We start from the raw sequence: 26,989 nt of genomic DNA, 5'->3' as shown, positions 1-26,989 counted from the left end.
GTCCGTCCGGGCTGGACACGGACGTCTCCGCGGAGGACGTGCAGCTGTTCCTTCAACGCTCCCAGGCCGGGGATGTCGGGCTCGGGGACTGGGACCTCGGCCCGGCCGCCGATGCCGCCGGTGCCGTACCGTCCGGGCTGGACACGGACGTCTCCGCGGAGGACGTGCAGCTGTTCCTTCAACGCTCCCAGGCCGGGGATGTCGGGCTCGGGGACTGGGACCTCGCCCCGGCCGCCGATGCCGCCAGTGCCGTAGCGCAGACGGCGTTCGGCCAGGGGCGTGATCAGATGTCCTGGCAGGATGGCCTGTGGTCCGGGTACGGTCAGGACGGGCTGCCGGCAGGTTCGGGAGTGCAGCAGGCAACGGACCTGACGGGTGCCGGGCAGTGGTCATCGGGGGTTTTTCCCGACCCGGTGACCGTCACCACGGACGGTTTCGGATCCCTGTCGCTCACCAGCGGGCCGTACAGCGGCGGCGGACACGGCACGGCAGCAGAGCCGCTGCCGGTGATGCAGCCGACCGGCACACAGCAGACACAGGCGCAGCATGCCTTCTTCCAGGCAATGCCGGCCGGGGCCGCAGGGCAGGTTCCGCCGGCCTACGATCAGGCATTCCTCCCGTACCCGGCCAACCCGGCGACCTCACACACCCCGTCGGCGGCCTTCCAGCCCAACCAGTTTTCCGGCTGGGACCCCCGCGGTTCCCTCGCCAATCCCATCGCCACCCACGCCTGGAACCTGAGCGCAACCGACCCCTCCCGAACAAGTGGAGCAGGCAAGAGGAGAACAACACCACCAGCCCCTACATCCTCCAAACACCCCAAAAACCACAAACGGAAGTGACATAGACCCCCCGGACAGCGAGCGTTTTGAGCGGCACTGAGTGGGCGTTAAGTCCGATCTTCCTCGGTTCGTGATCGCTCGATCGTGGTACTGATCGCCGTACGAGCCGCCTGGTGGGCATGTCCATGTTGAGATGCGGGGTGTGAAGAGAGAGCCGTACCTCAGCGACTTATCGGACGGGCAGTGGCTGTTGATCGAGCCGATGATCACTGCCTGGAAGCAGGACCGGGTGGCGCGGTCGGCGACCGGCGATCCCGGGTCCTGTGACCTGAGGGAGGTCGTGAATGCGATCTTCTACCAGAACCGGACGGGCTGCCAGTGGCGCTGCCTGCCGCACGATCTACCGGCCTGGTCGGCGGTGTTCTACTGCTTCAGACTGTGGCGCGAGGACGGCCTCGACCAACGGATCCAGGAACTCCTGCGCTGCCAGGTGCGCGAGAGAGCCCGGCGATGAGAGGACCCGTCCCTCGTGATCCTCGACACCCGGTCCGTTCGCGCGGCCGCGGGTGTCCCGAAGACCACGACGGGGCTGGACGCCAGCAAGAAGGTGTCGGGGCGCAAGCGGGGACTGGCCGTCGACGTTCTGGGGCTGATCATCGGCGTCGTCGTTCTGGCTGCGTCTGCCCATGACAACGCCGCCGGCACCGCCCTGCTCGACCAGGCCGCCGAGCGGTGCGGGATGCGGCTGGAGAAGGCCCTGGTGGACCAGGGCTTCAAGGACGAAGTCGTCATCCACGGCGCGTTGATGGACATCGACGTCGAGGTCGTCCGCCGTAAACCCGGCCGACCAGGGCAAAGGCTTTGTCCCGCAGCCGAAGCGGTGGGTGGTGGAGCAGACGAACGGCACGCTGCTGCTGCACCGGCGTCTGGCCCGTGAGTACGACCACCGGCCCGACACCTCCGTCTCACGCGTCTGCCGGGCCTCCACCGCGAACATGACCCGCCGCCTCACCACACCGAGTCCCGCCTGGCGCGACACCCTCGGGCTGGCCGCGTGAACGTCGCCGAACTCCTCGCCGGCCTCCAGGCCCAGCACGACGAGGTCACCGCCCGAGCCGCAGAACTACGCGGTCAGATCGAACACTTGACCGCCGCCCTGGGTGAGACCGAGGCCCGGCTCGCGGACCTGGACACCGCCCGGAAGGTCATCGCGGAGGCCGCGCCGGCAGGAGCCGAACCCGACCCGCCCGAGACGAGCACCGCATACCAGACCATCGTCAACGCCTTCAACCAGCACCCCGGCCAGGTATTCAGAGCCCGTGAGCTGCACGAACTCCTCGGCATGCCCACCGACGAGGCAACCGTCAACGTCACCCGCAGCCGCCTCGGACGCCTCGTCCGCCAAGGCCTCCTCACCCAACCCGGACGAGGCCGCTACCAGAAACGGACTTAACGCCCACTCAGGCGATCTGGCTCGGTCCGATGCGGCGTCGGTAGGGTGTCAATGTGCCGTATCCGCATGCCGCTTCAAGTCAAAACCGCCCGGCTGACGCTGCGTCCGTGGACTGCTGCCGACGCCGACGACCATCGCGCGCTCGTTGCCGAACGGGGCGCTGGGATGCCGTCCATCGAGGACAACCGGCGGGTGATCGAGGCTCAGGTCGCTGCGCCGACGCTGACGGGGCTTTCCCGGCTGGTCATCAACCGTCACGACGTGGGCGATTTCATCGGGTAGTACGGGCTCACCGTGGGGCGGGCTTCCCTCGACGAGCCTGAGATTGCGTACGAGTTGTTCCGGCGTGCGCACGGACAGGGCTATGCGGCCGAGGCGGCCTCCGCGGTGCTCGACGCCGCGATCACGACCGGGCGTACGCGGCTCTGGGCGACGGTGCGTTCCTGGAACGCGCCGTCGTTTCGCGCCTCGTGGATCTCACACCAGCCGAAATCCGTCGTCTGCTGGCAGCTCAACCCCGCCGCAATGCTGCACGCCGCGACCACGCGGTGAACTGGTCCCGGCGGAGGCGTCGCCACCAGGCACGTGCCCGACGATGTCATTGCATGCGGCTCGGGTACCCGTTGGTGGGGCGGCCTGCCCAAGGCCGCCCCACCCATGTCCAACTCCCGCTGCGCTCCCCACCGCCAGGCCGTTGACCAGCAGAAATACAGAAGTCCGGCTGGATTACCAAGCAAGTTGGGGGTTAGCGCTTTTTTTGTTGTTTGGCGGGTCGGTGGGGTGGGCTTGAGGTTCGGGTGGTCGGTCGTGGGAGGGAGGCCGGTTGTCGGGATGTCGTCCAGGTGGGGGGCAGGTACTGGTCGGCGCCGGTGAGGACGGTGGGACGGTCGTCCTGGGAGGGCATGGGCGGGTTCGCTGTCGCGGGGGCGGGCCACATCACGACTTGCGTGTTCTGCCCCATCGGCGCCAGCGTGTCCCAGGGCCCCCAGCCGCTGAGCGCGTCCGTACCGGCATACACGTCAGCACCGGTACCGGTGGGAGGGGGCGGTGCTGATGTGTATGCCGTGGTCGCCGGTGGTGCCGAGGCGAGGGCATCAGCCGCAGCCGGCTGCCCGGACCGCAGGACCGGAACCGTATCCCCATTCTTCCAACTGCTCTCCCGCGGCACCGCCGGGTCGATGTGGGAACCGCCGCCCTGCGGCCGCGACCGCAAGGGAATCCCCGCATCCCTCAGGACCTTCTCCTCCGCAGCACTCGCCAGGTAACTAGGATTGCGGAGATCGTGCATCCGCCTCCGGGCTGAGTTCTCCCAGGCCTCCGCGCCCTTCCTGGATCGTGTTGGCAGCATGCCGCGAGGGACGAGGGGTGAGCTGCCCGGGACCAGGCCGTACAGCCTCGCGATGCTGGTCGCGACCTCAACCCGCGCGAACGCGGCAGCCTCACCAGCCTCCCGCGGCACCGCCGGGTCGATGTGGGAACCGCCGCCCTGCGGCCGCGACCGCAAGGGAATCCCCGCAGCCATCAGGACCTCCACATCCGCAGCACTCGCCAGGTTCTCAGGATCGAGGAGATGGTGCATCCGCTGCCGGGCTGAGTTCTCCCAGGCCTCCGCGCCCTTCCTGGATGATGTTGGCAGCATGCCGAGGGGGACGAGGGGTGAGCTGCCCGGGACCAGGCCGTACAGCCTCGCGATGCTGGTCGCGACCTCAACCCGCGCGAACGCGGCAGCCTTATTACTCACTCGCGGCACCGCCGGGTCGATGTGGGAACCGCCGCCCTGCGGCCGCGACCGCAAGGGAATCCCCGCAGCCATCAGGACCTCCACCTCAGCAGCACTCGCCAGGTTCCTAGGATCGAGGAGATCGTGCATCCGCCTCCGGGCTGAGTTCTCCCAGGCCTCCGCGCCCTTCCTGAATGATGTTGGCAGCATGCCGTAGGGGACCAGAGGGGGTGAATCTTCCGCCGGCCGCCTGTACAGGGCCCGGATCCTGTCCGCGGACAGGTCCGCACCAGTCTGCTGATCCATAGACTTCTACCTCACCTGGCTCCGGAACCGCACCGGACAACATCACGCCCAGCACTCCCCAGCCCACCCAACGCACCACACAACCCAACGGTTCACACGGACCGCACGACATTCGGGCTGTCGAACCGACGGGCCCCCACTCCGGTAGCCCCCGCCCGCCCGGCATTCGTGCCGCCGCCTCCTCTGCCACGGCAGCCGCAAACCTTGATCATTGAGAAGCCGTATCTCAACCGATCATGGAACGTGCAGATCGAACAGGTTTCCCGCCTGGGTGATCTTCCCGTTGTGCGTGAATGAAGGCAGGACCTCGCGGTAGCTCGGGGATGCGAATCGAACCGAGTACTGCCGAGAGGCCCTGGTGTCGTTGTTGTACGCGTCCGAGCCTGTCCAGTTCAACTCGGCTGCTCCATCGTGTGATTGCCTCGCGCATGTGTACGGTAATGCGGCCGATCATCCCGATCGGGTGCGCCGGCATCCGTCGGACATGACGGATGCGGAGTGGGCGGCCATCCGGCCGTTGCTGCCGGTGCCGGCCTGGCTTCAGGGGCGGGGCGGACAGCCCGGGGGCTACTGCCACCGGCAGATGCCGGACGCGATCCGGTATCTGGTCGCGGGCGGGATCTCGTGGCGGGCGATGCCCGTGGACTTCCCCGCCTGGGCCCGGGTTTACGCCTTTTTCCGCCGCTGGCGCGAGCACGGGCTGATCACCGAGTTCCACGACCGGCTACGCGGTCGGGTGCGTGAGCGCCAGGGCCGTGAGGCCGAGCCCACCGCGGGGATCATCGACGCGCAGTCGGTGCGGGCTGCGGCGACAGTCCCGGCCGCCTCACGTGGTTACGACGGCGGGAAGAAGGTGCCGGGCCGCAAACGGCACATCGTGACCGACACGCTTGGTCTGCTGCTGGTCGTCGCGGTCACCGCCGCGAACATCGCCGACCGGGACGCGGCGGCGGGCCTGCTGGAGCGGCTGCGCCGTCTGCACCGTGACATCACCCTCATCTGGGCCGACGGCGGTTGCACCGGCGACCTGGTCGACTGGTGCCGCCAGAAACTCGCCCTCTGCGGAGGGGCCGGCGTCTGGCACGGGCCGCCGGCCGACGCTGAACATTCCCGACGTCTCCTGCACGAGCCACCCGCGCTCCGCCAGACGCCTGGCCTTCGAGCGCGCCCCCTCGACCTTTGCCGGCACCGTCTCCAGACCCAGCTCCACCGCGATCTCCCGGGCCTTCAGCGGTCCCCTGCCCGCTGACTGCGCCTCCTCCAGCACCCCCAGAAGCCGCTGGCAGTCCGGCGCCGGCACCGTCACCGGCAGCCCGTCCCGCCAAGGCGGCACCGTCGAACCCGGCACGGGCGAGGGCGCGGGCTCCCGCCCCGCCCCGGCCTCGCTCACGGCAGTCGACCCGGCCGCGGAGACAGCCAGGGCCTCGACCAGCTCCTCCCTCGCGATCACCCGCCGGTCCAGCTTGATCTCCGCGGCCTCCAGGACCCCGGTCAGCCGCGCGACTTCCTCCCGCAGCCCTTCCACCCGCAGACGGCCGCGCAGGCACACACCAGCAAGAGCGCTGTCAGCGAGTACCACCGGCCCCGGCGTGAGCGCGGATCCGGAACCGATTCAAGGTAGGGGCGCAGGTCAGCGATCCGGTCCGCATCCAGCGGCCCCGGTTTCTCCAGCACGGCTGGGATAGAGGAAGATTCAACGGCAGGCACGGGACATCCTCGTAATCATCTGGCTTCGACACCACAATGATCACGAACCCCCGTGCCTGCTCTGCTATCCGCCCCTACCGCCCCGCAGGGACAGCTTTCGACGCCCTTGGCAGCCCCAACCCTCATGGGTGCAGCGATGCATAAAGTCCGGCTGTAGTACTGGGGCCCTGTTACAGGGATCGCGCCCGAGGGCGGCCAGGAACGCTAGCGCTGGTACGCGGCCCATACGACGAACTTGGAGTAGCCCCTCGTATTGCCGATTCCCTGGACCCGGGATACATTGCGGCCGCTCTAGCCACCACAAGACTTCCAAGAACATTTACGGGTTCAAGCTCTCCCGATCTTTTACCGACACTAATCTGGCGAACAGTCGGCAATCGAGGGTCCCGAGCCTCCCCTCGCATGGGATCAAGAGCAAGAGCTCCAACCTGTCGGTTATGCATAGGCAAGGCAGGGATGTAAGTGCCTACGTCTTGTGGGAGAAGTTCGGTTACGCCGACAGCGGCGCCTTGAATCAGCGAGCCAACCCCACCTGCCATGACAGCCGCCTCGGGACCCAGGGTATTGTCCAGCCAGCCGCCATCCGCAAGACCGTAGAGCGCCCCGCCAAGTACATTGACGGCTCCACCGGCAATTTTATACATGTTTGGCTTTTGATGAACCTTGTCCGGGTGTCGGTAGACCTGAATCCAGCGCCAGCCCTCCGTGCCGATGTGGTTAACCCCGGCTGCGGCTGCCGCCGCGCACCCGAATCCATAAAGCCCATTGAATTTGGCGAGTATACCGATTCCTTCACAGGTGCCGGACATTCCTTGAAGGATACCTTTCATTATTCGCTCGCGGTAAGAAGGTTCGCTCGTCACGTCTTTCACTCACTCCCTCTGTTGTGTTTCCATCTTTGATGACGTGAAGGAAGCCCATTCGGGTCTACATATTGACACCTTACGTACGGCTCAGGGGGTTTCCTTGACGGATTCCAAACCCTTGACCTCGATTCTTCCGAGGGCTGGCGGCGACGTGGCGGGCGGCTGGCTGCCCCATATGTCCCGTGCCGTGTCGGGGCGGGGCCGTCGCGTGACGCTGCGGGGGCGTCGGGTTCCACGGGCCCGAGGGTGTTGCGTCCTGTCCTTTCGGTGTCGTCGGGGTGGTGGCCGGCCGTCAGGTGCGGGTCGGAAGGTCGGTGGCCCGCTGCCGGGCGGTGGTGAACGCTGCCACCCAGGGCCAGGTCCGGTCCAGGTACAGAGCGCGCGTGCGGGCGTGGGCGGTGAGCCGGGCGGGCAGGTGGTACAGCTTCATCCGGATCGTCTCCGGATCGTCTCCGGATCGTCTCCGGATCGTCTCCGGTTCGGCGGCGGCGAGTGAGGGCTCGTCGTGCAGGAGGAGGAGCCGGGTCCAGGCGTCGAGGTCAGCGGCGAGGGTGGCGGCCAGCACCCAGGCGGCATTGAGTTGCCAGGACTTCGAAGGCAGCAGCCCCAGGCTGATCCGCTTGGCCGCTCTGACGCGCTCCTCGACCTCAGCGTGATCGCGGTGGAGGGCGTCGACGAACCACACGACCACAAGACGGTCTTGGCCGCCGCGCTGCGTGCCTGCACCTGTTGGATGCCTCTCCTCTGCAACGGTTTTGATCTAGGCAATCCAGATCATCGTTGGTGAGAGGCCCCTTCTTCTGTCGGTTCGTCAGGTCAACGCGGTAGCTGAATACATGAGGCTTGATCGACAGGCTTTGAAACCGGCCTGGCTCCTACCGGCTGATCGCCAACTCTCCACGCAATCAGGGACCTTGACGGAGCCCTGGCCCCGCGCAGCGTGCGGCTCCTGCGGCGCTATTCGGCGAGCATCGATCTTCGGGGCGCACAATTCGGCTCTGAAATCCCATGAATTCATTCCCGGCAAATGTACATCCAGTCCTCGAATTCCGCTGGGATTGCAAATGACAAGCAGGAAAGATATCCTTAATTCGGTGAAGGGAAAGAGGGTTTAGATAATGGGGAAATCGCGACTGGACTGGGGCCTGGCATCGGCCCGTCCTGGCATCCGGCAACTCGCCGCCGGGACCGGCGACAGCACCCCCGGATCATCAAGGACAGGGGCAAGGAGTCATACCGGCCCCGAAGGCCACGAACCCAAACCGGGCTCTACGAAGAAGATGATGGGCGCGAGCGATGGGACCGCTCGCGGTCGCCTGGCCAGTGCCCTGTAGGGGAGGGGTGGTCCTTGTGTTTCGGTAGTCGGGGAGTAGCTGCGCTACGCTACTGCCACGCGGCTGACCTGCGGCAACGGTCGCAGACTCCCCCCCGGGTGCAGGGGATGCGAAGCCCGACCCGCCTCAATGGACGTACGTAGCTCCAAGGTTCGTATTCCCCGCTTTCGCCGGCGAATCTGCTGCCGACGCCTGTCGCGGCTGCTCTGTGCGGGGCCGATTGCGGAACCAAGGGGAACGCCGGGGGAACAGAAGGACCGGGAAGGATCGAGAAGGACCCAGCAAGGGTGAGACGGCACACGCTTTCTGACCTGCTGAAACGTCATGGATCAAGCAGGATTGAGGAAGATCGTCAAGGGGCTCTTTCGACTTGTAATGCGTAGGTCTCGGGTTCGAATCCCGAAGGCGGCTCCGATCAAAACCCAGCTCAGACAGTGAGGTCTTTCAGCCGGGCCACTGAACGGGTGACGGAGTCGATGCCCGCAACGCACGAGGCTCCCGTGCCGTTGGGGGAGGTGTTCGAAGTCTCAGCCCACAGGCACAGGAGCCGCGTTGGTTCTGTATTCTGCCGCACTCGATCTGCCTCACGGCCTGGTCGAGTGGGTAACCATGCTCATCGTCACCCGCGAGGGTGACCGCCGCTGCAAACTACCACCGCACCAGCGTGCGCTCGTCGGCCTGGTGTACCTGCGCCGGCACGACACCCTCGCGCAGATCGCCGTCGGTTTCGGAATCTCCGTCGGCACCGCCCACGCTTACGCGGCGGCCATCATCGACCTGCTCGCCGACCGCGCACCCGGCCTATTGCGTGCCTTGCGCGAGGCGGATCCGGACTACGTCCTGCTGGACGGCACCCTGGCGGAGTGCGACAGGGTCGGCGACAGCCGGGCCGACTTCTCCCACAAGCACCGCCGGCACGGAGTGAACGTGCAGGTGGTGACCGACCCAGTCGGGCGGCTGCTGTGGATCTCGCCGACGCTGCTCGGCCGCGCCCACGATCTGACTGCGGCCCGCACCCACCGCATCATCCGGATCTGCGAACGCCAGGGCGTCCCCGTACTCGCCGACCGCGCCTACATGGGAGCCGGCCCATGGGTGACGACACCCCTCAGACGCCCACCAGGCCGCGACCTCACTCCGACCCAGCAGACCGTCAACCGCGGGCTGTCCGCGGCACGGGCGCCGGTCGAGCGTGGCGTCGCACGGCTCAAGTCATGGCGGATCTTCCGCAGGTCCCGGTGCAGCCCGAATCGAATGACGTCATCCATGAAGGGGCGGGGCCGGTCAAGTGCGGTGCTTGTCCGGGTTCTTCCTGCTGCTCGTTGGGATGAGGGCGTACTCGGCCAGGGGGACGGGCTGTTCCCGTTCCCCCGGGGGCGGGCTGTGGGCCCGCCCGGGGGCGGGCTGTTGTAGGGGTGTGCTCTTCACCAGTGTGATGCTGAGGTGGCGGCGCTCCGGCTGCCGGTCATCCATCCGCCGCGCCCGCGTCACGCATGGCGTGCGGGGCGGCATGGTGTGGTTCGGCACACGGCCGGCGGGATCAATCAATCGCGCGGCCTCGCCGCGGTGCGGGGGCCAGACGTCATAGCGATCGCGCGCCGGTCGTGGGTCCGGATGCTGCTCACACCGGGTCCCGGCGGGTCAGGCAGCGGACCTCGCCGTCGCGCAGCCCGTAGTAGACCAGGGTGAGCAGCTTGCGGGCCGCGGCAGCCTTGGCGATATTGCGTGCCCCGGCGCCGCGGCGGGCCTCGATGCGGTCCCTGTGGGCACGCATCGGGGTGCTCTCGGGGGCGTGCTGGACGGCCTCGACGGCCGCCCAGCGCACCAGCTTGGAGCCCTGCTTGGTCAGATGCCCGCGTCGGACCACCGTGTCCGACTCCCGGTGGCGCGGAGTGAGCCCGGCCCATGAGCACAGATGCTGCGGGTCGGGGAAACGGGTAACGTCGGCGATCTCGACGGTGAAGACCGCGGCCAGGACCGGACCGATACCGCCGATCTTCTGGATCGCGCGGTAGCCGGTGTCGCTGGCCGGGCGGGCGGCGATCTCCTTGTCCAGCATCCCGATCTGCTGGCCGAGTTCGTGCATCACCGCGCACAGCGCGCGCACCCGGGCCGCGTACCCGGCGGGCAGCGGCAGCTCGTCGAGGAACGCGGTGCCCGTGGTGCCGAACAGGTCGCTCATCGGCACCGCGATGCCCAGCTTGCCCATCACGCCGTGAGCCTGGTTGCGGCAGCTGGTCCGCAGACTGACCAGCTTGTGCCGGCCGCGCACCAGCTCCCGCAGTTCGCGGGTCTCGGGCGGGGCCAGCCAGGCTTCCGGCAGCCGTCCCAGCCGCAGCAGGTCGGCCAGGTCGGCGGCGTCCCTCTCGTCGTTCTTCACCCGCCGGTAGCTGAACGCCTTCACCCCCAGCGGATGGGCCAGGTGCACCTCGGCCCCGGCCTCGGCCAGCGCGTCGGCGGCCCAGTACCAGCCGAGCGTGGCCTCCAGCACCACCTTCGGCTGCGGCCCGGCCTTGGCAATCTCCCGCTTGAGCCGGGCCGGATCGTTGTTGAAGCGGACCATCTTGCCCAGCCGCTGCCCGTCCGCCGCCATCCGCACCAGGACCGAGCGGCGCCGGTGCAGGTCCATTCCCACCCACTGCACACCGTCATACGGTGAACTCATCGAGGGCCTCCCCGAGTTCGGAATCTCTGCCTGAGCCGAGCATCCTGCGCACCCGGCGGGAGCGGGAGGCCCCGCCCCTTCATCGCATCAATTGCCAAGGCCGTCCTCACTCTGGAGCGGCAACGCTGAAAAGGCTCAGTGTCTGAGCTGGGTTTTCTCGTTCAGCTGAAGCGGGGTCCCCCTTCCGCCGGTGGCTGCGGGCGGTCCCTGCCAGATGGTGATGTCGGCCTGTCTGGAGCTCCACCAGGTGCTGGACGAACTGGACCGTGCGGCAGGTCTGTTGACGGTGCCGTTGGTGAGGTCCCTGACGGCGATGCTGACGTGGGGAGTCCCTTCGCCGTCGTGCAGGGTGGCGCCCCTCGTTCGGTCCCATGTCGAACGTCTCCTCCCCTTGGCGGCCGACCGGTCCGGCGGGACGTTCCGGACACCAGGGGCGGCGTGACGGCCCGCACTTCCCGGACCGCGCCGGGGAAAAACTCCGGGGTGCGGCGCCGTCCGAACATACGGGCGGGTCTCGGGTTCGTCCGGCTCAGGGAAAAACCCTGTAAAAGGGCTGCAAACTAAATCGAAGTCAGGACTGCGGGGGCATCCGGGGCAACATCTTGGTGAACGGCGAGTGTCGCGCGGTCAGGGCGCGGGCGCCGCCGTCGGCCGGATGGGGTGAGGGGCATGGCGGAGCCGAGGCTCGCGGTTGCCGTGGTGACCATGGGGAACCGGCCCGACGAAGTCGACGCGCTGCTCAGGTCCGTCGCGAAGCAGGACCTCGCCCCGGCCCGCATCGTGATCGTCGGCAACGGCTGCCGGCTGCCCGAGTTCGCCCGCCGCCTCGACCTGCCCGGCGAGGTCACCACCGTCGACGTCGAGGAGAACCTCGGCTGCCCCGGCGGCCGCAACGTCGCCCTCGCCAGGCTGCGCGAGTACGGCGACGTGGACGTCGTCGTCGAACTGGACGACGACGGGCTGCTCGTCGACGTCGAGGTGCTCCGTCAGGTACGCGACCTGTTCGCCGCCGAACCCCGTCTCGGCATCGTCGGCTTCCGGATCGCGGACGAGCACGGCGAGACCCAGCGGCGGCACGTACCGCGCGTCGGCAACGCCGACCCGATGCGCGGGGGTTACGTCACCGGCTTCCTCGGCGGCGGGCACGCCCTGCGCATGGCCATGCTCGCGGAGACCGGCGACTGGCCCGCCGAGTTCTTCTTCGCCCACGAGGAGACCGACCTCGCCTGGCGGGCCGCCGACGCCGGCTGGCGGATCCGCTACGCGCCCGAGCTGCTCCTCCAGCACCCCCGGACCTCGCCCGCGCGGCACGCCGTCTACTTCCGGGTGACCGCCCGCAACCGGGTCTGGCTGACCCGCCGTCGGCTGCCCCTGTCGCTGATCCCGGTCCATCTGGCGGTGTGGACGCTGATCACCCTGCTGCGCACCCGTTCCACGGGCGGATTGCGGGCCTGGTTCGGAGGCTTCGCGGAGGGGATGCGCGAACCGGCGGGCGAGCGCAGGCCCATGCGCTGGCGCACGGTCTGGCGGCTCACCCGGCTCGGACGCCCGCCTGTCATCTGACCTGCGATCGTCGGATCCACGGGAAACGGGACGAGGGTTCCGGTCGTTCACCTCCGCCGACCGGAACCCTCTAGCGTCCCCGGATCCAGGCCTACGGCGACACTCCCCCGAGTTACGCGACACGCGCGCGCCGTCGGGCCCGATCCGATGCGAAGATCACATCAAGGCTCGCCAACGGATCGCTAACATGTGGCCAGTGGTTCTCCCGGAGGTTGCGAACCGGTTGGCGTGAAGCCGTCGTACGGTTCCGGGAACAGGCCGGAAACCCAGCGGATTCCGGCCCCGGCCGGCACAGAGAAGGTGGCGGGAATTCGTCCCCGGCAGGGCGGGATTCCGCCAGAAGCCAGGGACCGGCGGGACGCACCCGCCGTACGGCACGGCCCGTCACGGCCGTGCGGGGAGACGGTGGGCGGAGAGATGCGGCGGCACGAGCTGCGGTTCGGACTGCTGGGACCTCCGGTGCTGTATCTCCCCGGGGGCGAGGTCCGGCCCATCGGCAGCCCCAAGGTCCGCACGCTGCTCGCCGCGCTGCTCCTGGACGCCGGGCGGGTCGTCCCCGTCGCGTCGCTCAAGGACGCGCTGTGGGGCGGGGCGCCCCCGGTCTCCGCACAGGCCTCGCTGCACAACCATGTCACCCGGCTGCGCCGGCTCCTCGACGCCCCGGAGCGGCTTCGGGCCGTACCGCCGGGATATCTGCTGCGCGTCCACGACGGTGAGTTGGACGTCGACGTGTTCGACACCCGGGTGACGGAGGCGCGCGCGGCGCACGGGCGGCGGGAGTGGGCGCCGGTGCTGCGCGCCTGCGCCGACGCGCTCGCGCTCTGGCGCGGCACCCCGCTCGGCGGCCTCCCCGCCGACTTCGGCGGCTACGCATTCGTGCAGCGCCTGGAGGAGGCCCGGCTGTCCCTGCTCGAATGGCGCTACGACGCCGAACTGACCCTCGACGGAAACCGACTGGGCGGTGTCGTACCGGAACTCGCCGCGCTCGTCGCCGAGTACCCGCTCCGTGAGGCCTACCACCGCCAGTTGATGCTCGCGCTGCACCGGACGGGGCGGCAGGCGGAGGCGCTCGCCGTCCACCGGGATCTGCGCAACCGGCTGGTCGAGGAACTCGGTGTCGAGCCGGGGGCGGCGGTGCGCCTGGCCCATGTGGAGGTGCTGCGGGGGAGTGGCGCGGGTGGGGCGGACGGAACCGGGGCTGAAGGCGGTGGGGCGGGTGCGGGTTCGTCGGGGCTGGTCGCGCCCACGCGGCAGAGCCGCACAGGTGACAGCCCCGCGCCCCTCCGGGGCGCGTCAGCCGGCCGCCGGTCGACGGCCGAAGACGTCGATGCTCCGGCGGAGACCGCCCCGGTCGCAGGCCAACCCGTCGGTCCTGGTTCTACGCGCGACGACCCCCGTACCCCCCGCCCCGCCCAGCTCCCCCCACCTCCCGCCCACTTCACCGGCCGTACCGCCGTCCGTGGAGAGCTGGGCCGCGCGCTCACCCCGGCGGTTCCCGCCCCGGCCGTCGCCGTCGTCAGCGGGATGGCCGGGGTCGGCAAGAGCGCGCTCGCGCTGCACGTCGCCCATCAGCTGAGGGAACGTTTCCCCGACGGTCAGCTCCACGTCCACCTGCACGGCGCCACCCCCGGCGTACCCCCGCTCGCCCCCGCCCAGGCGCTCGCCGCGCTGCTGCGGGACCTCGGTGCCGACCCCCGGCACATCCCCGAACACCCGGACGCGGCCGCCGCGTTGCTGCGCTCCCTGCTCGCCCCCACCCGCACCCTGCTGCTGCTCGACGACGCCGAGAGCGCCGCCCAGGTACGGCCGTTGCTCCCCGGCGGGCCCGGCTGCGCGGTGATCGTCACCAGCCGTTCGCCGCTCACCGCGCTCGACGGCGCCCACCGTTTCCCGCTCGGGCCGCTGACCGGCGAGGACAGCGCGGCGCTGCTGCGTGCGGTCAGCGGGCGGGAGGAGATCGGCGCCGGTCACCCGCTCGTCGGCCTCACCGGCCGGCTTCCGCTCGCCCTGCGCGTGGTCGCCGCCCGGCTGGCCGCCCGCCGCGCGCTCACCCCCGAGACGCTGGCCGGTCAACTGGCCGCCGCGGCCAACAGACTGGACCACCTCGAATACGACGACCTGAGCGTCGGCCGATCCCTCGCCGTCGCCCATGACGCCCTCGCCGCCTCCGCCCGCGCCCCCGACCGGGACGCCGCCCTCGCCCTGCGCCACCTCGGCGCCCTCGACCTGCCCGCCTACGGCGCCCCGCTGATCGCCCGGCTCACCGGTACCGACGAGCGCCGCGCCGAGGCCGCCCTGGACCGGCTCGTCGACGTGGCCCTCCTGGAGGAGACCGCGTACGGCCGCTACACCCCCCACGACCTGGTACGGGACTTCGCCCGGGAGCTGGCCGAGCGGACGGACCCCATGGGCCGCAAAGAGGCCGCCCTCACCGCCCTGCGCTGGTTCGCCGCCAGCGCCGAACGCGCCCTCGTCGCCATCGTCGAACCCGGCCTCGACCGGGGCGACCGCCGCCGCCCCACCACCGCCCAGCCCCCGGAACACCAGCCGTACGCGGCCTCGTTGACGCCCTTCGAGCGGGTCGAGCACGCCTTCGCCTGGGGCGATCGGGAGCTGGAGAACATCGTCGCCCTGGTGGAGCGGTACGCCGACACGGCCGATCCGCTGATCAGCGCGTATGTGTCCACCCTCGTCCGGCTCCTCTTCCCGTACGTCCTGCGCAGGGGCCGGGTCGCCGAGATGGAGGTGCTCGGCACGGCCGCCCTGGCCGCCGCCCGGCGCCTCGGCGACGAGCCCGCCGAGGCCTACGCCCTGGGCGACCTCGCCGGGCTGCGCTTCCTCACCGGCCGCCAGCGGGAGGCCCTCGCCCTGACCGACCGGGCCCTCGCCATCTGGCGGCGGCTGGACGTGGCGTCCTGGATCCGGCGCAGCCTGAACAACCGGGGTCTGCTCCTTGAAGGCCTCGGGCGGTACGACGAGTCGGGCGAGGCACTGCGGCAGAGCCTGGACTACTCCCGCCAGCTGAACGACCCCTACGGCGAGGCCGTCACCCACAGCCACCTCGGCAACCTGTACGAGCACACCGACCCGCGCGCCGCCATCGAGCAGCACCGGCGCTCACTGGCGATCGGGGACGCGATCGGCGCCGTCATCGTGCAGCACTCGGCGCACTGCAACATCGGCTACGCCCATCTCACCCTCGGCGAACCGACTGCCGCCGCCGGGCACTTCGAGGAGAGCCTGCGCATCCTCGGCCGCCACGGCGACTGGCACGGCGAGTCCCAGACCCGGCTCGGTCTGGTCCGTGCCCTGCGCGGCCTCGGCCGCACCGAGCGCGCCCACCACGAGTGCACCGAGCTGCTGCGCCGGGCGGACACCCGCGCCGACCGCTACAGCGGCGGTCTCGCCCGCCACCAACTCGGTCTGCTCCTGCGGGAACAGGGGCGTACGAGCGAGGCGTACGACGTCTGGCGCGCGGCCCTGGCCGCTCTGGACGGCACGGACGAGCCGGACGTCCTCGCGGAGTTGCGCGAGCTGCTGGCACCCGGTGACTGATCACTTCGCGTCGGCATAGCACTCCACCACCGCCGTCGTGAACGGGAATCTGACCGGCGTCTCCCCGAACGTCAGCCGTCCCGCCAGGTCGGCCGCCTCCCGTATCGCCGCCACGACCGTCTCGGCCTCCTCCTCCGGACAGTGCACGATCACCTCGTCGTGCTGGAAGAAGACGAGCTCGGCCGCCATGTCCGCGCAGGTCCGGCGGAGCGCCGCGAGCATCAGCAGGGCCCAGTCGGCGGCGCTGCCCTGGACGACGAAGTTGCGTGCGAAGCGGCCTCTGGCACGGGAGTTGGTGGAGGCGTACCCCGGCACCCACCCGTCGTCGGCCGGCCCCTCCGGCTCGTCCTGGGGCATGCCCGCCTCCTCCGTGCCGTCGCCGGCCCCGGCCGCCGGCGGACAGGTCCGGCCCAGCCAGGTCCGCACCAGCCGGCCCTCCTCGCCCGCGCGGGCCGCGTCGTCGACGTACGCCACCGCCTTGGGGAAGCGGCGTCTGAGCGCGGCCAGGTTCTTCAGTCCGTCGCCGGAGGTCTGGCCGTAGACCGCGCCGAGGACGGCGATCTTGGCCTGCTGGCGGTCGCCGGAGAAGGCGCGGTCGGAGACCGACTGGTAGAGGTCGGTCTCCCGGCCCGCGACCTCCATCAGCCCGGGGTCGCGGGAGATCGCCGCGAGCACACGCGGCTCCATCTGGTCGGCGTCGGCGACGACCAGCCGCCAGCCGGGGTCGGCGACCGCGGCCCGCCGGATCACCTTGGGGATCTGCAGGGCGCCTCCGCCGTTGGTCACCCAGCGCCCGGTGACCGTGCCGCCCGCGTGGAACTCGGGCCGGAACCGGCCGTCGCGCACCCAGTCCTGGAGCCAGGTCCAGCCGTGGGCCACCCAGATCCGGTACAGCTTCTTGTATTCGAGGAGCGGTTCCACGGCCGGGTGGTCGACGGACGAGATCTCCCAGCGGCGGGTGGACTTCACCTTGATCCCGGCCTGGGTGAAGGCCTTGATCACATCGGCCGGCAGGTCCGGGCGCACCCGCCTGCCGAACGCGGCCGACACCTCGTCCGCCAGCTCGGCCAGCCGGCGCGGCTCGCCGCCGCCCGCGTACCGCTCGCCGAGCAGTTCGCGCAGCATCTCGCGGTGGACCTCGGCGCTCCAGGGCAGGCCCGCGCGGTTCATCTCGGCGGCGATCAGCATCCCCGCCGACTCGGAGGCGGTCAGCAGCCGCATCCGCTCCGGGTGTTCGGCCCGGTCGTGCCGGCGCTGCTGCTCGGCGTAGACCGTGAGGAGTTCGTCGAGCGTCAGGCGGGCGGTGCCCTCCGGCTCGAACAGCGGGGACTGCGCGCCGGGCTCGGCCGCGCGCTGCGGTGGATCGGGCGGTACGGGGCCGCCGCGGAGGCGGGCCAGGGCGGCGGCGGCCGAACGCGGCTCACCGGACCGTCCCTCGTGGCCCAGCAGGAGTGTCTCGGCGTCCTCGATGTCGTAGCACCGCTCCACTCGCACCCCCGTGGCGAGCAGACGCGGGTAGACCTCGGCGGTCGACCGCCACACCCAGCGCGTGACCTCCGGGCGGCCCCCGACCGCCGCGGCGAGATCGCTCTCCCGCCGCACCGGCCCTGCGGGCAGCCCGTCCGGACCGAGGGGGGCGACATCCACGCCGCCGTCCTCGGCCGGAGCGAGAGCCCACCGGTCGGTCATGCTGCGAGTGTGGCAGCCGGCACTGACAATCGGCTTGACCTGCGGGTTTGGTGATTCTGGCGAGTCAGCCCCGCCCTCAGCCCGCCCCGTTCTCCGCCGCCGCGTTCTTCTGTTCCGCCAGCAGGCCCAGCACCGTGGCGATGTACTCCTCGGTCGCCGGCTTGGTGATGCCCAGCTCGGCGAGGACGCCTTCGCCGTTCTCGTGTTCCAGGAGGGCCAGCAGCAGGTGTTCGGTGCCGATGTAGTTGTGGCCGAGGCGCAGGGCCTCGCGGAAGGTGAGTTCGAGGGCCTTCTTGGCCTCGGGGCCGTAGGGGACGAGGTCGGGGACGTCGTCCGCGGCGGGCGGGAGCGCGGCCGTCGCCGCCTGGCGCACGGTGTCCAGCAGGACGCCCTGCGCGAGGATCGCCTTCGCCGCGATGCCGTCCGGCTCGGCCAGCAGGCCGAGGACCAGGTGCTCGGGGCGGCCCTCGGGGTTGCGCGCCGCGAGCGCCTCGTTGTGGGCCGCCATGACCACGTTCCGCGCGCGTGGGGTGTAGCGGCTGAAGTCGCCGGGGTCGAGGTCGGCGGATTCCTTCGACACGAACCGCTTCTGCGCGGCCTGCCGGGTCACGCCCATGCTCTTGCCGATCTCGGTCCAGGACGCGCCCGAGCGCCGGGCCTGGTCGACGAAGTGCCCGATCAGATGGTCGGCCACGTCGCCCAGGTGGTCGGCTGCGATCACCGCGTCCTGGAGCTGGTCGAGAGGTTCGGGGTGCACCTTCTTGATCGCCGCGATGAGGTCGTCGAGGCGTACGGATGCCGTGATGTTCGGGTTGGTCGCCATGTGTCAACCGTAAGTTGACACCCCGATGATGTCAACCTTCGGTTGACACTCCTGCTTCGGGGTCGCCGCCAGCCGTACCGCCAGTCCCGCGAACACCGTCCCGCTGAAGTGGTCCAGCCCCCTGGCCACCCTCTGGGGGACGGTGGCGGGCGTTCCGGCGGGGCGCGGTCGCCGTGATGGGCGTCTTCGTCGACGGCTCGGTCGGACTGCTCTCCGGGAGGCTCGGCGCACTGTCGGCCCGCAGGGGTCCGCCGTACCGTCCGTCTCGACGGGCCCGCCGCTGCTGCGGAACGCCTTGACCGCCAGGTACAGCAGATAGGCCGCGCCCGCCCTGCAGCGTCGGCAGAGTGAGGAACAGTGCCGACAGGCCGAGAGCGGCGGCGACCGCGTGCACGAACATCGCGCACGCGACCCCTACGGCGGCGGTCGCCCCGGTCAGCGGGCCGCCCGGGCGCCCACCGCCACGATGAACATCATGTCGGGGCCGGGAGTGACGCAGAGCGCGAAGGCGGCGACGAGGAAGGCCGCGTAGAGAGACATGTCCACCATGCCGGCCATGCTCGGCGCCGCCTCGCGCGCGTGCGACCGGATTCCGGCACCTGAGACGGAGCGGTGCCGGACAGTTGTCCACAGGGTGTGGACGGCCGCCGCAGGTTGTCGGCGGCGCGTGGCACGATCGACCCGTGACCAGCAGTGAGCCCAGCACCGAACCCGGCCCTGACGCCGGCACCGGACCCAGCACCGTCGACCGGGCCTTCCGGACGGCTCTGTACGACGACACCGACTCCGGCCTCGACACGGGCGCGTCCCTCCTCGCGGCCGACTCCGGCGCGGACGCGGAACTCGCGCGCCGGGGCCGGGAGTTCGTCGCGGCGGCCTGGCGGCGCGGCTGGCAGCCCGCGGACGTCGTACGGCTGGTGCGGCGCGAGCTGGACGACTCGCACATCGGCCTCGCCGCCGGGCTGATCCGGGCGCAGATACCGGACGACCGGCCGCGCGGCCCGCGCTGGAAGGCCCAGCTCGACGCGCTGCCGGACGGCCACGCGCGCGTGGGCGACCGTTTCTCGCACGCCACCGCCGTCCTGGAGCTGTACCGGCTGCTGCTGCGGCTGCCGTCCCTGGAGCCCCTCGACGAACCCGGGCCCCGCGCGGACGCGCACCGGCCGGAGTCCCGGATGCTCACCCGGATCCGCGCGCTGCTCGCCAAGGCCGAGGCGACCGGCTACCCGGAGGAGGCGGAGGCGCTCAGCGCCAAGGCGCAGGAGCTGATGGCCCGGCACAGCGTCGACGAGGCGCTGCTCGCCGCGGGGGCGTCCGCGCCGGACGCGCCCGGGGCCTGCCGGATCGGGGTCGAGCCGCCCTACGAGCAGGCCAAGGCGGTGCTGCTGGACGCGGTCGCCACGGCCAACCACTGCCGGGCGGTGTGGAACGAGCCGCTGGCCTTCTCCACGGTCGTCGGCTTCGAGGCGGACCTGGAAGCGGTCGAGCTGCTCTACACCTCGCTGCTGGTGCAGGCCACGCACGCGATGACGAAGGCGGAGGCGGCGCAGCGAGCGGGCGGCCGCAGACGGACGAAGACCTTCCGCCAGTCCTTCCTGGCGGCCTACGCCCACCGCGTCGGCGACCGCCTGGCCGCCGCCGCGGAGTCGGCCGTGACCGAGACCGCGGCCGCGGCGGAGTTGCTTCCGGTCCTGGCGAGCAGGGAGACGGCCGTGACCGGCCGCATGGAGCAGATGTTCCCGGAGACGACCACGACGCGCCTGCGCGGGGTGACCGACGAGGCGGGCTGGACGGAGGGGACGAGAGCGGCGGACCAGGCCCAGGTGAGGTCGCGCGCGCGGCTTCCGTAAGGCGCGACGCGCAGCCCCGTCACGTCGGGGGCGCGTGATCAGTCCCCGGCCTGCTGGAACGCCCCCACCGTCGCGTTCGGCTTGTCCGCGGACCCCTTGCCCACCACCGGCCCGTACTTCCACGGGAAGCTCTGCGTCGCGTCGCTCCCCGGCAGGGACACCGTCAGCGACGTGGCCGCGAGGCTCGACGCGTCCCCGTCCTTGCCGCGCACGTAGCTGATCGAGAACGTCGCGGAATCGCCCTTGGCGAGCTTGAGCTTCTCGTTCTTCGCGCCCGACAGCGAGGAGAGGGACGCGGACGTACCGCCCGCCTTCAGCGTGACGCCGGCGAAGCCGTCCAGGGTGCACGGCGCGCTCTGGTTCGTGATGCTCACCGGCACCTCGCCGGTGTCCCCCGCGGCCGGCGCCACGCTCGCGGAGCCGACCTGGACGGACACCTTGCCGATCTCGCAGGCCGAGCTGTTCTTGTTGCTGGAGCCGGAGCCGCTGTTGTTGCAGGCGGTCAGGGCGAGGGCGGCGGCGAGAGCCGTGACGGTGAGCGGAATGGCGCGCATGAGCAGATCCCCATCGAGGTCGTGACGGTGTCCCAGCATCATCACGCCCCCGCCGGGGTCCCGCGCGCCCGCCCCCGCTCTTGACCGTTTCACGGCGTACTTTTACCGGTTCGCGCAGGCGGGTGCGACCGGGCGCAGGTCGCCTGATCCGGCACTACTGCCCAAGGCTCGCCGTCGGCAGCCCCGACGGCAGCTTGCCGCCCTCGGCCTTGGTGTAGGTCTCCTCGCCGGATTTTCCGGACCAGGTGACCTTCATACCGCTCTTGCTGACCGTGTCGACCATTCCGGTGACCCGGCCCTTGCTGCCGTTCGTGCAGGTGAGGTGGATCATCCGCATCCCGGCCTCCTCGCCGGCGGTCCCGCTGCACACGGCCCCGCCGGTCTCGAAGAGCCCGGCGGACTTGCCGGTGATCACCAGGGCGACGATCTTGCCGCCGCTGGTGGTGATCCAGCTGCCCTGCAGTGCGTCGGACGAGCCCGTGGCGCTGCCCGACCCGCCGTCGGCGGTCGCGGAGGACGTGGCCGACGGAGTGGCCGAGGAGTCGCTGCCGGACCCGCCGCCGCTGCTGCACGCGGTCAGCGCGAGCGCGCCCACCAGCCCCGCGGCAGCGGCCGCGACCCGCACGGCCGACCGCGCGGACGCCGGGGCCGATGCGCCGCGCGCCACAGCCGAAGCCGTCTCCGTACGCGTCGTAGCCGTACTCGCCGTAGCCGTAGCCGTAGTCACCGCAACGCTCCCAAGCTCTAGCCAGCTCTAGCCGGTCGGCCGCCCGGCTGCCCGAACGACAGCGGCAAGCTACCAGGACTCACCAGGAGGACTCGCGTACGCCGGCTAGGTATCCGCTGTGGGCCTGGTTCCGAGGATGCACGGGGGACGGACCGACCGCGCGGAAGCCACCGCTTGGGCGGCTGTCCGGCCGGGAGGGGGCGGGTACGTGCCTGGCGCTCGCGTCGCGCGGCTGCCGGTGCGGCTCACGCCGGGCGGAGCCCATAGGTAGGCGTTTCCCTACGCTTGACTCGTAGGGAAACGCCTACCTATTGTCGTACCCATGGAAACCACGCACCCCGCAGCCATGCACATCACCCACGCCTCGTTCGTCACCCTCCCCGTCGCCGACCAGGACCGTGCCCTGCGCTTCTACCGGGACGTCCTCGGCTTCGAGGTCACCGCCGACCTGGAGATGCCCCCGGGGCGCTGGCTCCAGGTCGCCCCCCGAGGTGCGCAGACCGTCTTCACGCTCTCCGGCCCCGGGATGGGTGATTTCGAGCCCGGCTCGGCTCGGGGGATCATGTTGGTGACGACCGATGTCGACGCCGACTGCGCGCGGCTCGCCGGGGCGGGCACCGACGTACAGGGCCCGGACGAGTTCCCCTGGGGCCGGATGGCCTCCTTCCGGGACCCGGACGGCAACGGTCTGATGCTGCTCACGGAGGCCGCTCAGGACTAGGAAGGGGCCGGGCATGACGACGACAGGCGCTGTCGAGGACCGGGTCTTCGCCGCGCTCGCCAATGCCACCCGGCGTGAGGTGCTGAGGCTGCTGCGCGACGGCGGGCCCCAGCCGGTCCAGGCCCTGGCCGACCACTTCGACATGCGCCGCCCCAGCCTCTCGGAACACCTCAGGGTGCTCCGGGAGGCCGGTCTCGTCTCCGAGCAGCGCTCCGGCCGGCAGCGCATCTACCGCCTGGAGGCGGCGCCCCTCGCCGACCTGCAGGACTGGCTCCACCCGTACGAGCGGTTCTGGCGCGACCGGTTGAAGGGGCTCGGCGCGCTGCTCGACCGTATGCCCGACGATGAGCAGCCATGACCGAATCGCTCCCTGGTGACGATGATCTCACCACCATCCGCGTGGACCAGTTCCTTCCGCATCCGCCCGCGAAGGTCTGGCGCGCCCTCACCGAGCCGGAACTGCTCGTGCAGTGGCAGATGCCCGGCGCGGAGAACTTCCGGCTCGAGGTCGGTCACCGGTACCGGATGACCTCGGTCCCGCGTCCCAACACCCGCTTCTCCGGCGTCGTCGACGTGCAGGTTCTCGCCTACGACCGGGAGCGGATGCTGTCCGTCCGATGGTCCGATCCCGATCCGGTCAATCTCGCCGACTGGACCATCACATGGACCCTGGAACACGAGGGCCGCGGTACGCGTCTGTTCCTAGTACATGAGGGGTTCGATCCGGACGATCCCGCGCAGCTGATGGCGCGCACGATCATGGACGGGGGCTGGCGGTCGCATGTCTTCGCAGCTCTGGGGCAGACGCTGGAACGGGTTGAGTAAAGCGGACGTCAAAGCTGTAACCGCAGGAACACCCCGCGTGCACGTGCATCTGCTCATGCATCTGCACATGAACAGGGTTATGATCCGGGTCAGTTGACCACGGCATCACTGGTCACATCAGCCAGTTAGTGCACCACCGGGGAGCGACCTGTGGACCTCGACGTTGACGGCGTGTACGGGGGGTTTGACGTGTACAACGGCATGGCTGCCACGCAGCTGGACGGAGTGGCCTGGCAGAAGAGCAGGCACAGCAACTCGCAGGGTTCCTGCGTGGAGTTCGCCCGGCTGCCGGGCGGCGATGTGGCGGTCCGCAACTCGCGCTTCCCGGACGGGCCGGCCCTCGTCTACACGCGCGCCGAGATCGAGGCGATGCTCCTCGGCGTCAAGGACGGCGAGTTCGACCACCTGATCGCGAGCTGACGGCGGCCCCGTCGGGGGCAACCCGGTGCATTCGTCGTACAAAGCACGGTAACGCGCGTAGAAACCCGGCGTCCGAAGACGCCGGGTCGGCTACTCGGCCGACTGGAGCTGGAACAGCGCCCATACGACCTTGCCGCTGAGGGCGCCGGCGAGCGGATGCCAGCCCCAGCTGTCGCTGAAGGAGTCGACCAGGAACAGCCCGCGGCCCGACTCCGCCGCGAAGTCGTCCGAGTCGCGGGGGACCGGAGTCTCGTGACTGGGGTCGCGCACCGCGCACACCAACCGCTCGGTCCATCGCATCAGGTGCAGCCGCACGGCCGGCGCCTGCGACGCGGCGAGGCAGTCGGTCTCTCCGGGCACCGCGTGCCGCAGCGCGTTGGTGACGAGCTCCGAGACGACGAGACAGACGTCGTCGAAGCGGTCGCCGACATCCCACTGGCCGAGCGTTCTGCGGGTGAACAGACGGGCTTCGCGCACGGCTTCGTAACGGGCGGGCAGAGCACAGGAGGCGGCGTTGGACACGGCCGCGGGATCAAGCGGCGGAAGGCCCTGCCGTAATGGCTTGAGCATGGTCGATCCATTCGTCCCCATGCGAGGCACTCCCGGGAAGACGCGGTCGTTGCGATGCAGCGGTGGCGCGGGACCATGGTTTCGGATGCGCACAGCAGATGCAAGGGCAGATGCACGTGCAGGAGACCGAATTGGACCCTCCCGTACCGCTTGTTGGCCATTTTTTCCGCCAACTTCCTGCTCTTGGCTCACTATCTGCTTGCCTCTTCCTGTGTCTAAACTTTGTCCTCTTTCCGTTTCCGTAACCGGACGAGTACTGCTCGAAGTGTTTTAGTGGCAGACTGCGGCCCCTGAAGACGGTTGGGGAGGCTGGCGAACGTGAGCGCGGGAGAGCCCGGATCGGTGGTGCGGCGGATGCTGCTCGGCTCGCAACTCAGGCGGCTGCGCGAGGCCCGGGGGATCACCCGCGAGGCTGCGGGGTACTCGATCCGCGCCTCCGAATCGAAGATCAGCCGTATGGAGCTGGGCCGGGTGAGCTTCAAGACCAGGGACGTGGAAGACCTGCTGACGCTGTACGGCATCACCGACGAGGCCGAGCGCGAGCAGCTCCTCTCCCTCGCCCGCGAGGCCAACGTGGCGGGCTGGTGGCACAGTTACTCCGACGTCCTGCCGACCTGGTTCCCCACCTATGTCGGCCTGGAGGGTGCGGCGCATCTGATCCGGGCGTACGAGGTGCAGTTCGTCCACGGCCTCCTCCAGACCGAGGACTACGCGCGAGCGGTGGTGCGCCGCGGTATGAAGGGTGCCAGTGAGGCGGATGTCGAACGCCGGGTCACCCTGCGCATGGAGCGGCAGAAGTACCTGGTGTCCGAAAACGCACCCGACTTCCACATCGTCCTCGACGAGGCCGCCCTGCGCCGGCCCTACGGCGACCGCGAGGTGATGCGCGGTCAGCTGCAGCACCTCGTCGAGATCTCCGAGCGGTCCAACGTACGGCTGCAGATCATGCCGTTCAGCTTCGGCGGGCACTCCGGGGAGGGCGGCTCCTTCACGGTCCTGAGCTTCCCCGAGTCCGACCTCTCCGACGTGGTCTACCTGGAACAGCTCACCAGCGCCCTGTACCTCGACAAGCGCGAGGACGTCGCCCAGTACGAGCAGGCGCTGAAGGAACTCCAGCAGGACAGCCCGGGTCCGGACGAGAGCCGAGACCTGCTGCGCGGGCTGTTGCAGCTGTCGTAGATATATCGATGCACCTGGGGTTTTCCCCAGATCATCGAACAGGTGCCCCAACTCCCCTGTGACGCAAGTACGATGACGCGTGATCAGAACGTGATGTGGATGTGGACCGGGTGTCCGCACCGACCGCCGTCGCAGCAGGGGATCGAGGGATCACATGTCGTCCTATTTCACCGACCTGGCCCAGCAGTACATCGACGGTGAGTGGCGCCCGGGGACCGGTTCCTGGGACATCATCGACTTCAACCCGTACGACGGCGAGAAGCTGGCGTCGATCACCATAGCCGCGGTCGAGGAGATAGATCAGGCCTACCAGGCCGCCGCGCGCGCCCAGAAGCAGTGGGCCGCCACCAACCCCTACGCCCGTCGTGCCGTCTTCGAGAAGGCCCTGCGCCTCATCGAGGAGCGCGAGGCGGAGATCACCGAGGCGATCATCGCCGAGCTCGGCGGCACCCATCTCAAGGCCGGTTTCGAACTGCACCTCGCCAAGGAGTTCCTGCGCGAGTCGATCCAGTGGGCGCTGCGCCCCGAGGGCAAGATCCTGCCCTCGCCGGTGGACGGCAAGGAGAACCGCGTCTACCGCGAGCCGGTCGGTGTCGTGGGCGTGATCAGCCCCTTCAACTTCCCCTTCCTGCTGTCGATCAAGTCCGTCGCCCCCGCCCTCGCGCTCGGCAACGGCGTGGTCCTCAAGCCGCACCAGAACACCCCGATCGTCGGCGGCACCCTGGTCGCGAAGATCTTCGAGGACGCGGGCCTGCCGGGCGGACTGCTCAACGTGGTCGTCACCGACATCGCGGAGATCGGCGACGCCTTCATCGAGCACCCGATCCCCAAGGTCATCTCCTTCACCGGCTCCGACAAGGTCGGCCGGCACGTGGCCACCGTCTGTGCCTCGCTCTTCAAGCGCTCGGTGCTCGAACTGGGCGGCAACAGCGCGATCGTGGTCCTCGACGACGCCGACATCGACTACGCGGTCGACGCGGCGGTCTTCAGCCGGTACGTCCACCAGGGCCAGGTCTGCATGGCCGCCAACCGGGTGCTGGTCGACCGTTCGATCGCCGACGCGTTCACCGAGAAGTTCGTCGCCAAGGTGAGGACCCTCAAGTCCGGCGACCCGCGCGACCCGGGGACCATCATCGGCCCGGTGATCAACTCCCAGCAGGCGGAGTCCCTTTCGGCCACCGTCGAGCAGGCCATCGCGGAGGGCGCCACGGCCCTGGTGCACGGCGCGACCACCGACAACCTGGTCGAGCCGTCCGTCCTCACCGGCGTGCCCGCCGACTCCGCCCTGCTCCGCCAGGAGGTCTTCGGGCCGGTCGCCTTCCTCATCCCGTTCGACGGCGAGGAGGAGGCCGTACGCATCGTCAACGACACCCCGTACGGCCTCAGCGGCGCGGTGCACACCGGGGACGTCGAGCGGGGCGTGGCCTTCGCCAAGCAGATCGACACCGGCATGTTCCACGTCAACGACGGCACCGTCCACGACGAGCCCCTCGTCCCCTTCGGCGGCGAGAAGCACTCCGGCATCGGCCGTCTGAACGGCGAGACGACCCTGGAGGCCTTCACCACCCTGAAGTGGATCTCGGTACAGCACGGCCGCAGCGGCTTCCCGTTCTGACCGGAACCTCGCTCGCCCCGGGCCCTTTAGGACGCGATCTGTCCTAAAGGGCCCGTAGCTTCGTC

22 protein-coding genes and 3 pseudogenes are annotated in these 26,989 nt (G+C 70.0%); 17 read left to right on the top strand and 8 right to left on the bottom strand.

Translation table 11 applies throughout. The features are described from left to right. The first annotated feature begins 38 nt into the window (after nt 1-38). The 7 genes and pseudogenes from AB0D85_RS42675 to AB0D85_RS42645 all read left to right on the top strand — a co-directional run bounded on the left by AB0D85_RS42675 (nt 39) and on the right by AB0D85_RS42645 (nt 6,870). On the top strand, nt 39-842 hold the full coding sequence (locus tag AB0D85_RS42675) for a hypothetical protein (RefSeq protein ID WP_362333369.1): 804 nt from the start codon (nt 39-41) through the stop codon (nt 840-842). 142 nt (nt 843-984) lie between these two features. Then, nucleotides 985-1,840: pseudogene (locus AB0D85_RS42670) on the top strand (IS5 family transposase). Next, the gene (locus AB0D85_RS42665; protein WP_362333366.1) at nt 1,837-2,235 is read left to right on the top strand and encodes a hypothetical protein; all 399 of its coding nucleotides are present in this window, start codon (nt 1,837-1,839) and stop codon (nt 2,233-2,235) included. Before AB0D85_RS42670 ends, AB0D85_RS42665 begins: the two are co-directional and overlap by 4 nt. A 66-nt stretch (nt 2,236-2,301) precedes the next feature. Beyond that, on the top strand, nt 2,302-2,517 hold the full coding sequence (locus AB0D85_RS42660) for a hypothetical protein (RefSeq protein ID WP_362333363.1): 216 nt from the start codon (nt 2,302-2,304) through the stop codon (nt 2,515-2,517). 12 nt (nt 2,518-2,529) lie between these two features. Further along, a complete protein-coding gene (locus tag AB0D85_RS42655; RefSeq protein ID WP_362333360.1) occupies nt 2,530-2,787 on the top strand; it encodes a GNAT family N-acetyltransferase in 258 nt (85 codons plus the stop codon). Between the two features lie 1,958 nt (nt 2,788-4,745). Then, nucleotides 4,746-5,510, top strand: coding sequence for an IS5 family transposase (locus AB0D85_RS42650; RefSeq protein WP_362333357.1), 765 nt, complete (start codon nt 4,746-4,748; stop codon nt 5,508-5,510). 931 nt (nt 5,511-6,441) lie between these two features. After that, nucleotides 6,442-6,870, top strand: coding sequence for a hypothetical protein (locus AB0D85_RS42645; protein ID WP_362333354.1), 429 nt, complete (start codon nt 6,442-6,444; stop codon nt 6,868-6,870). A gap of 256 nt (nt 6,871-7,126) precedes the next feature. Here AB0D85_RS42645 and AB0D85_RS42640 read toward each other — a convergent pair whose 3' ends face one another. Continuing rightward, the gene (locus AB0D85_RS42640; protein ID WP_362333351.1) at nt 7,127-7,519 is read right to left on the bottom strand and encodes a transposase; all 393 of its coding nucleotides are present in this window, start codon (nt 7,517-7,519) and stop codon (nt 7,127-7,129) included. Between the two features lie 1,201 nt (nt 7,520-8,720). On the opposite strand from AB0D85_RS42640, the pseudogene AB0D85_RS42635 reads away from it, so the two are divergent. Further along, nucleotides 8,721-9,428 (top strand): annotated as a pseudogene (locus AB0D85_RS42635) (transposase family protein); the annotation flags it as partial. Nucleotides 9,429-9,789: 361 nt separating this feature from the next. Here the strand turns inward: AB0D85_RS42635 and AB0D85_RS42630 are convergent. Further along, entirely contained in the window at nt 9,790-10,833 is a 1,044-nt protein-coding gene (locus AB0D85_RS42630) for an IS110 family transposase (RefSeq protein WP_362333348.1), read from the bottom strand. A gap of 669 nt (nt 10,834-11,502) precedes the next feature. Between AB0D85_RS42630 and AB0D85_RS42625 the strand changes: the two genes are divergently transcribed. Together AB0D85_RS42625 and AB0D85_RS42620 are read left to right on the top strand one after the other, a co-directional pair. Continuing rightward, nucleotides 11,503-12,396, top strand: coding sequence for a glycosyltransferase (locus tag AB0D85_RS42625; RefSeq protein ID WP_362333345.1), 894 nt, complete (start codon nt 11,503-11,505; stop codon nt 12,394-12,396). A 417-nt stretch (nt 12,397-12,813) separates the two neighbouring features. Further along, complete coding sequence (locus AB0D85_RS42620; protein WP_362333342.1) at nt 12,814-15,951, top strand: BTAD domain-containing putative transcriptional regulator; 3,138 nt, start codon at nt 12,814-12,816, stop codon at nt 15,949-15,951. On the opposite strand, the gene AB0D85_RS42615 is transcribed toward AB0D85_RS42620, so the two are convergent. The 3 genes and pseudogenes from AB0D85_RS42615 to AB0D85_RS42605 all read right to left on the bottom strand — a co-directional run bounded on the left by AB0D85_RS42615 (nt 15,952) and on the right by AB0D85_RS42605 (nt 19,012). Continuing rightward, nucleotides 15,952-17,640 (bottom strand): bifunctional 3'-5' exonuclease/DNA polymerase, encoded by a 1,689-nt coding sequence (locus tag AB0D85_RS42615; protein WP_362333339.1) that lies wholly within the window; start codon nt 17,638-17,640, stop codon nt 15,952-15,954. 76 nt (nt 17,641-17,716) lie between these two features. Further along, entirely contained in the window at nt 17,717-18,463 is a 747-nt protein-coding gene (locus tag AB0D85_RS42610; RefSeq protein WP_362333336.1) for a Clp protease N-terminal domain-containing protein, read from the bottom strand. A 3-nt stretch (nt 18,464-18,466) separates the two neighbouring features. Then, nucleotides 18,467-19,012, bottom strand: a pseudogene (locus AB0D85_RS42605) (LysE family translocator). 134 nt (nt 19,013-19,146) lie between these two features. Between AB0D85_RS42605 and AB0D85_RS42600 the strand changes: the two are divergent. Next, complete coding sequence (locus tag AB0D85_RS42600) at nt 19,147-20,313, top strand: DUF2786 domain-containing protein (RefSeq protein ID WP_362333333.1); 1,167 nt, start codon at nt 19,147-19,149, stop codon at nt 20,311-20,313. Between the two features lie 38 nt (nt 20,314-20,351). On the opposite strand, the gene AB0D85_RS42595 is transcribed toward AB0D85_RS42600, so the two are convergent. Together AB0D85_RS42595 and AB0D85_RS42590 are read right to left on the bottom strand one after the other, a co-directional pair. Then, complete coding sequence (locus tag AB0D85_RS42595) at nt 20,352-20,867, bottom strand: DUF4232 domain-containing protein (RefSeq protein WP_362333330.1); 516 nt, start codon at nt 20,865-20,867, stop codon at nt 20,352-20,354. 154 nt (nt 20,868-21,021) lie between these two features. Further along, nucleotides 21,022-21,534, bottom strand: a complete 513-nt coding sequence (locus AB0D85_RS42590; protein ID WP_362333327.1) for a hypothetical protein — start codon at nt 21,532-21,534, stop codon at nt 21,022-21,024. Between the two features lie 406 nt (nt 21,535-21,940). On the opposite strand from AB0D85_RS42590, the gene AB0D85_RS42585 reads away from it, so the two are divergent. From AB0D85_RS42585 to AB0D85_RS42570, 4 genes are all read left to right on the top strand, one after another. Beyond that, the gene (locus AB0D85_RS42585; RefSeq protein ID WP_362333470.1) at nt 21,941-22,315 is read left to right on the top strand and encodes a VOC family protein; all 375 of its coding nucleotides are present in this window, start codon (nt 21,941-21,943) and stop codon (nt 22,313-22,315) included. Nucleotides 22,316-22,328: 13 nt separating this feature from the next. Continuing rightward, a complete protein-coding gene (locus tag AB0D85_RS42580; RefSeq protein WP_362333324.1) occupies nt 22,329-22,673 on the top strand; it encodes a metalloregulator ArsR/SmtB family transcription factor in 345 nt (114 codons plus the stop codon). After that, entirely contained in the window at nt 22,670-23,140 is a 471-nt protein-coding gene (locus AB0D85_RS42575) for an SRPBCC domain-containing protein (RefSeq protein ID WP_362333321.1), read from the top strand. Before AB0D85_RS42580 ends, AB0D85_RS42575 begins: the two co-directional genes overlap by 4 nt. A gap of 150 nt (nt 23,141-23,290) precedes the next feature. Further along, nucleotides 23,291-23,560: a DUF397 domain-containing protein gene (locus AB0D85_RS42570; protein WP_352225752.1), complete on the top strand. Its 270-nt coding sequence runs from the start codon at nt 23,291-23,293 to the stop codon at nt 23,558-23,560. A 90-nt stretch (nt 23,561-23,650) separates the two neighbouring features. Here the strand turns inward: AB0D85_RS42570 and AB0D85_RS42565 are convergent, their stop codons facing one another. Next, nucleotides 23,651-24,130, bottom strand: coding sequence for an ATP-binding protein (locus tag AB0D85_RS42565; RefSeq protein ID WP_362333317.1), 480 nt, complete (start codon nt 24,128-24,130; stop codon nt 23,651-23,653). A 354-nt stretch (nt 24,131-24,484) separates the two neighbouring features. Between AB0D85_RS42565 and AB0D85_RS42560 the strand changes: the two genes are divergently transcribed. Next, complete coding sequence (locus tag AB0D85_RS42560) at nt 24,485-25,309, top strand: helix-turn-helix transcriptional regulator (protein WP_362333467.1); 825 nt, start codon at nt 24,485-24,487, stop codon at nt 25,307-25,309. Nucleotides 25,310-25,463: 154 nt separating this feature from the next. Continuing rightward, nucleotides 25,464-26,924: an aldehyde dehydrogenase family protein gene (locus AB0D85_RS42555; RefSeq protein WP_362333314.1), complete on the top strand. Its 1,461-nt coding sequence runs from the start codon at nt 25,464-25,466 to the stop codon at nt 26,922-26,924. The last annotated feature ends 65 nt before the right edge of the window (nt 26,925-26,989 follow it).

The sequence above is a fragment of the Streptomyces sp. NPDC048277 genome, from assembly GCF_040652235.1.
GTDB lineage: Bacteria > Actinomycetota > Actinomycetes > Streptomycetales > Streptomycetaceae > Streptomyces.
This window is presented reverse-complemented; position numbering and strand designations above follow the sequence as displayed.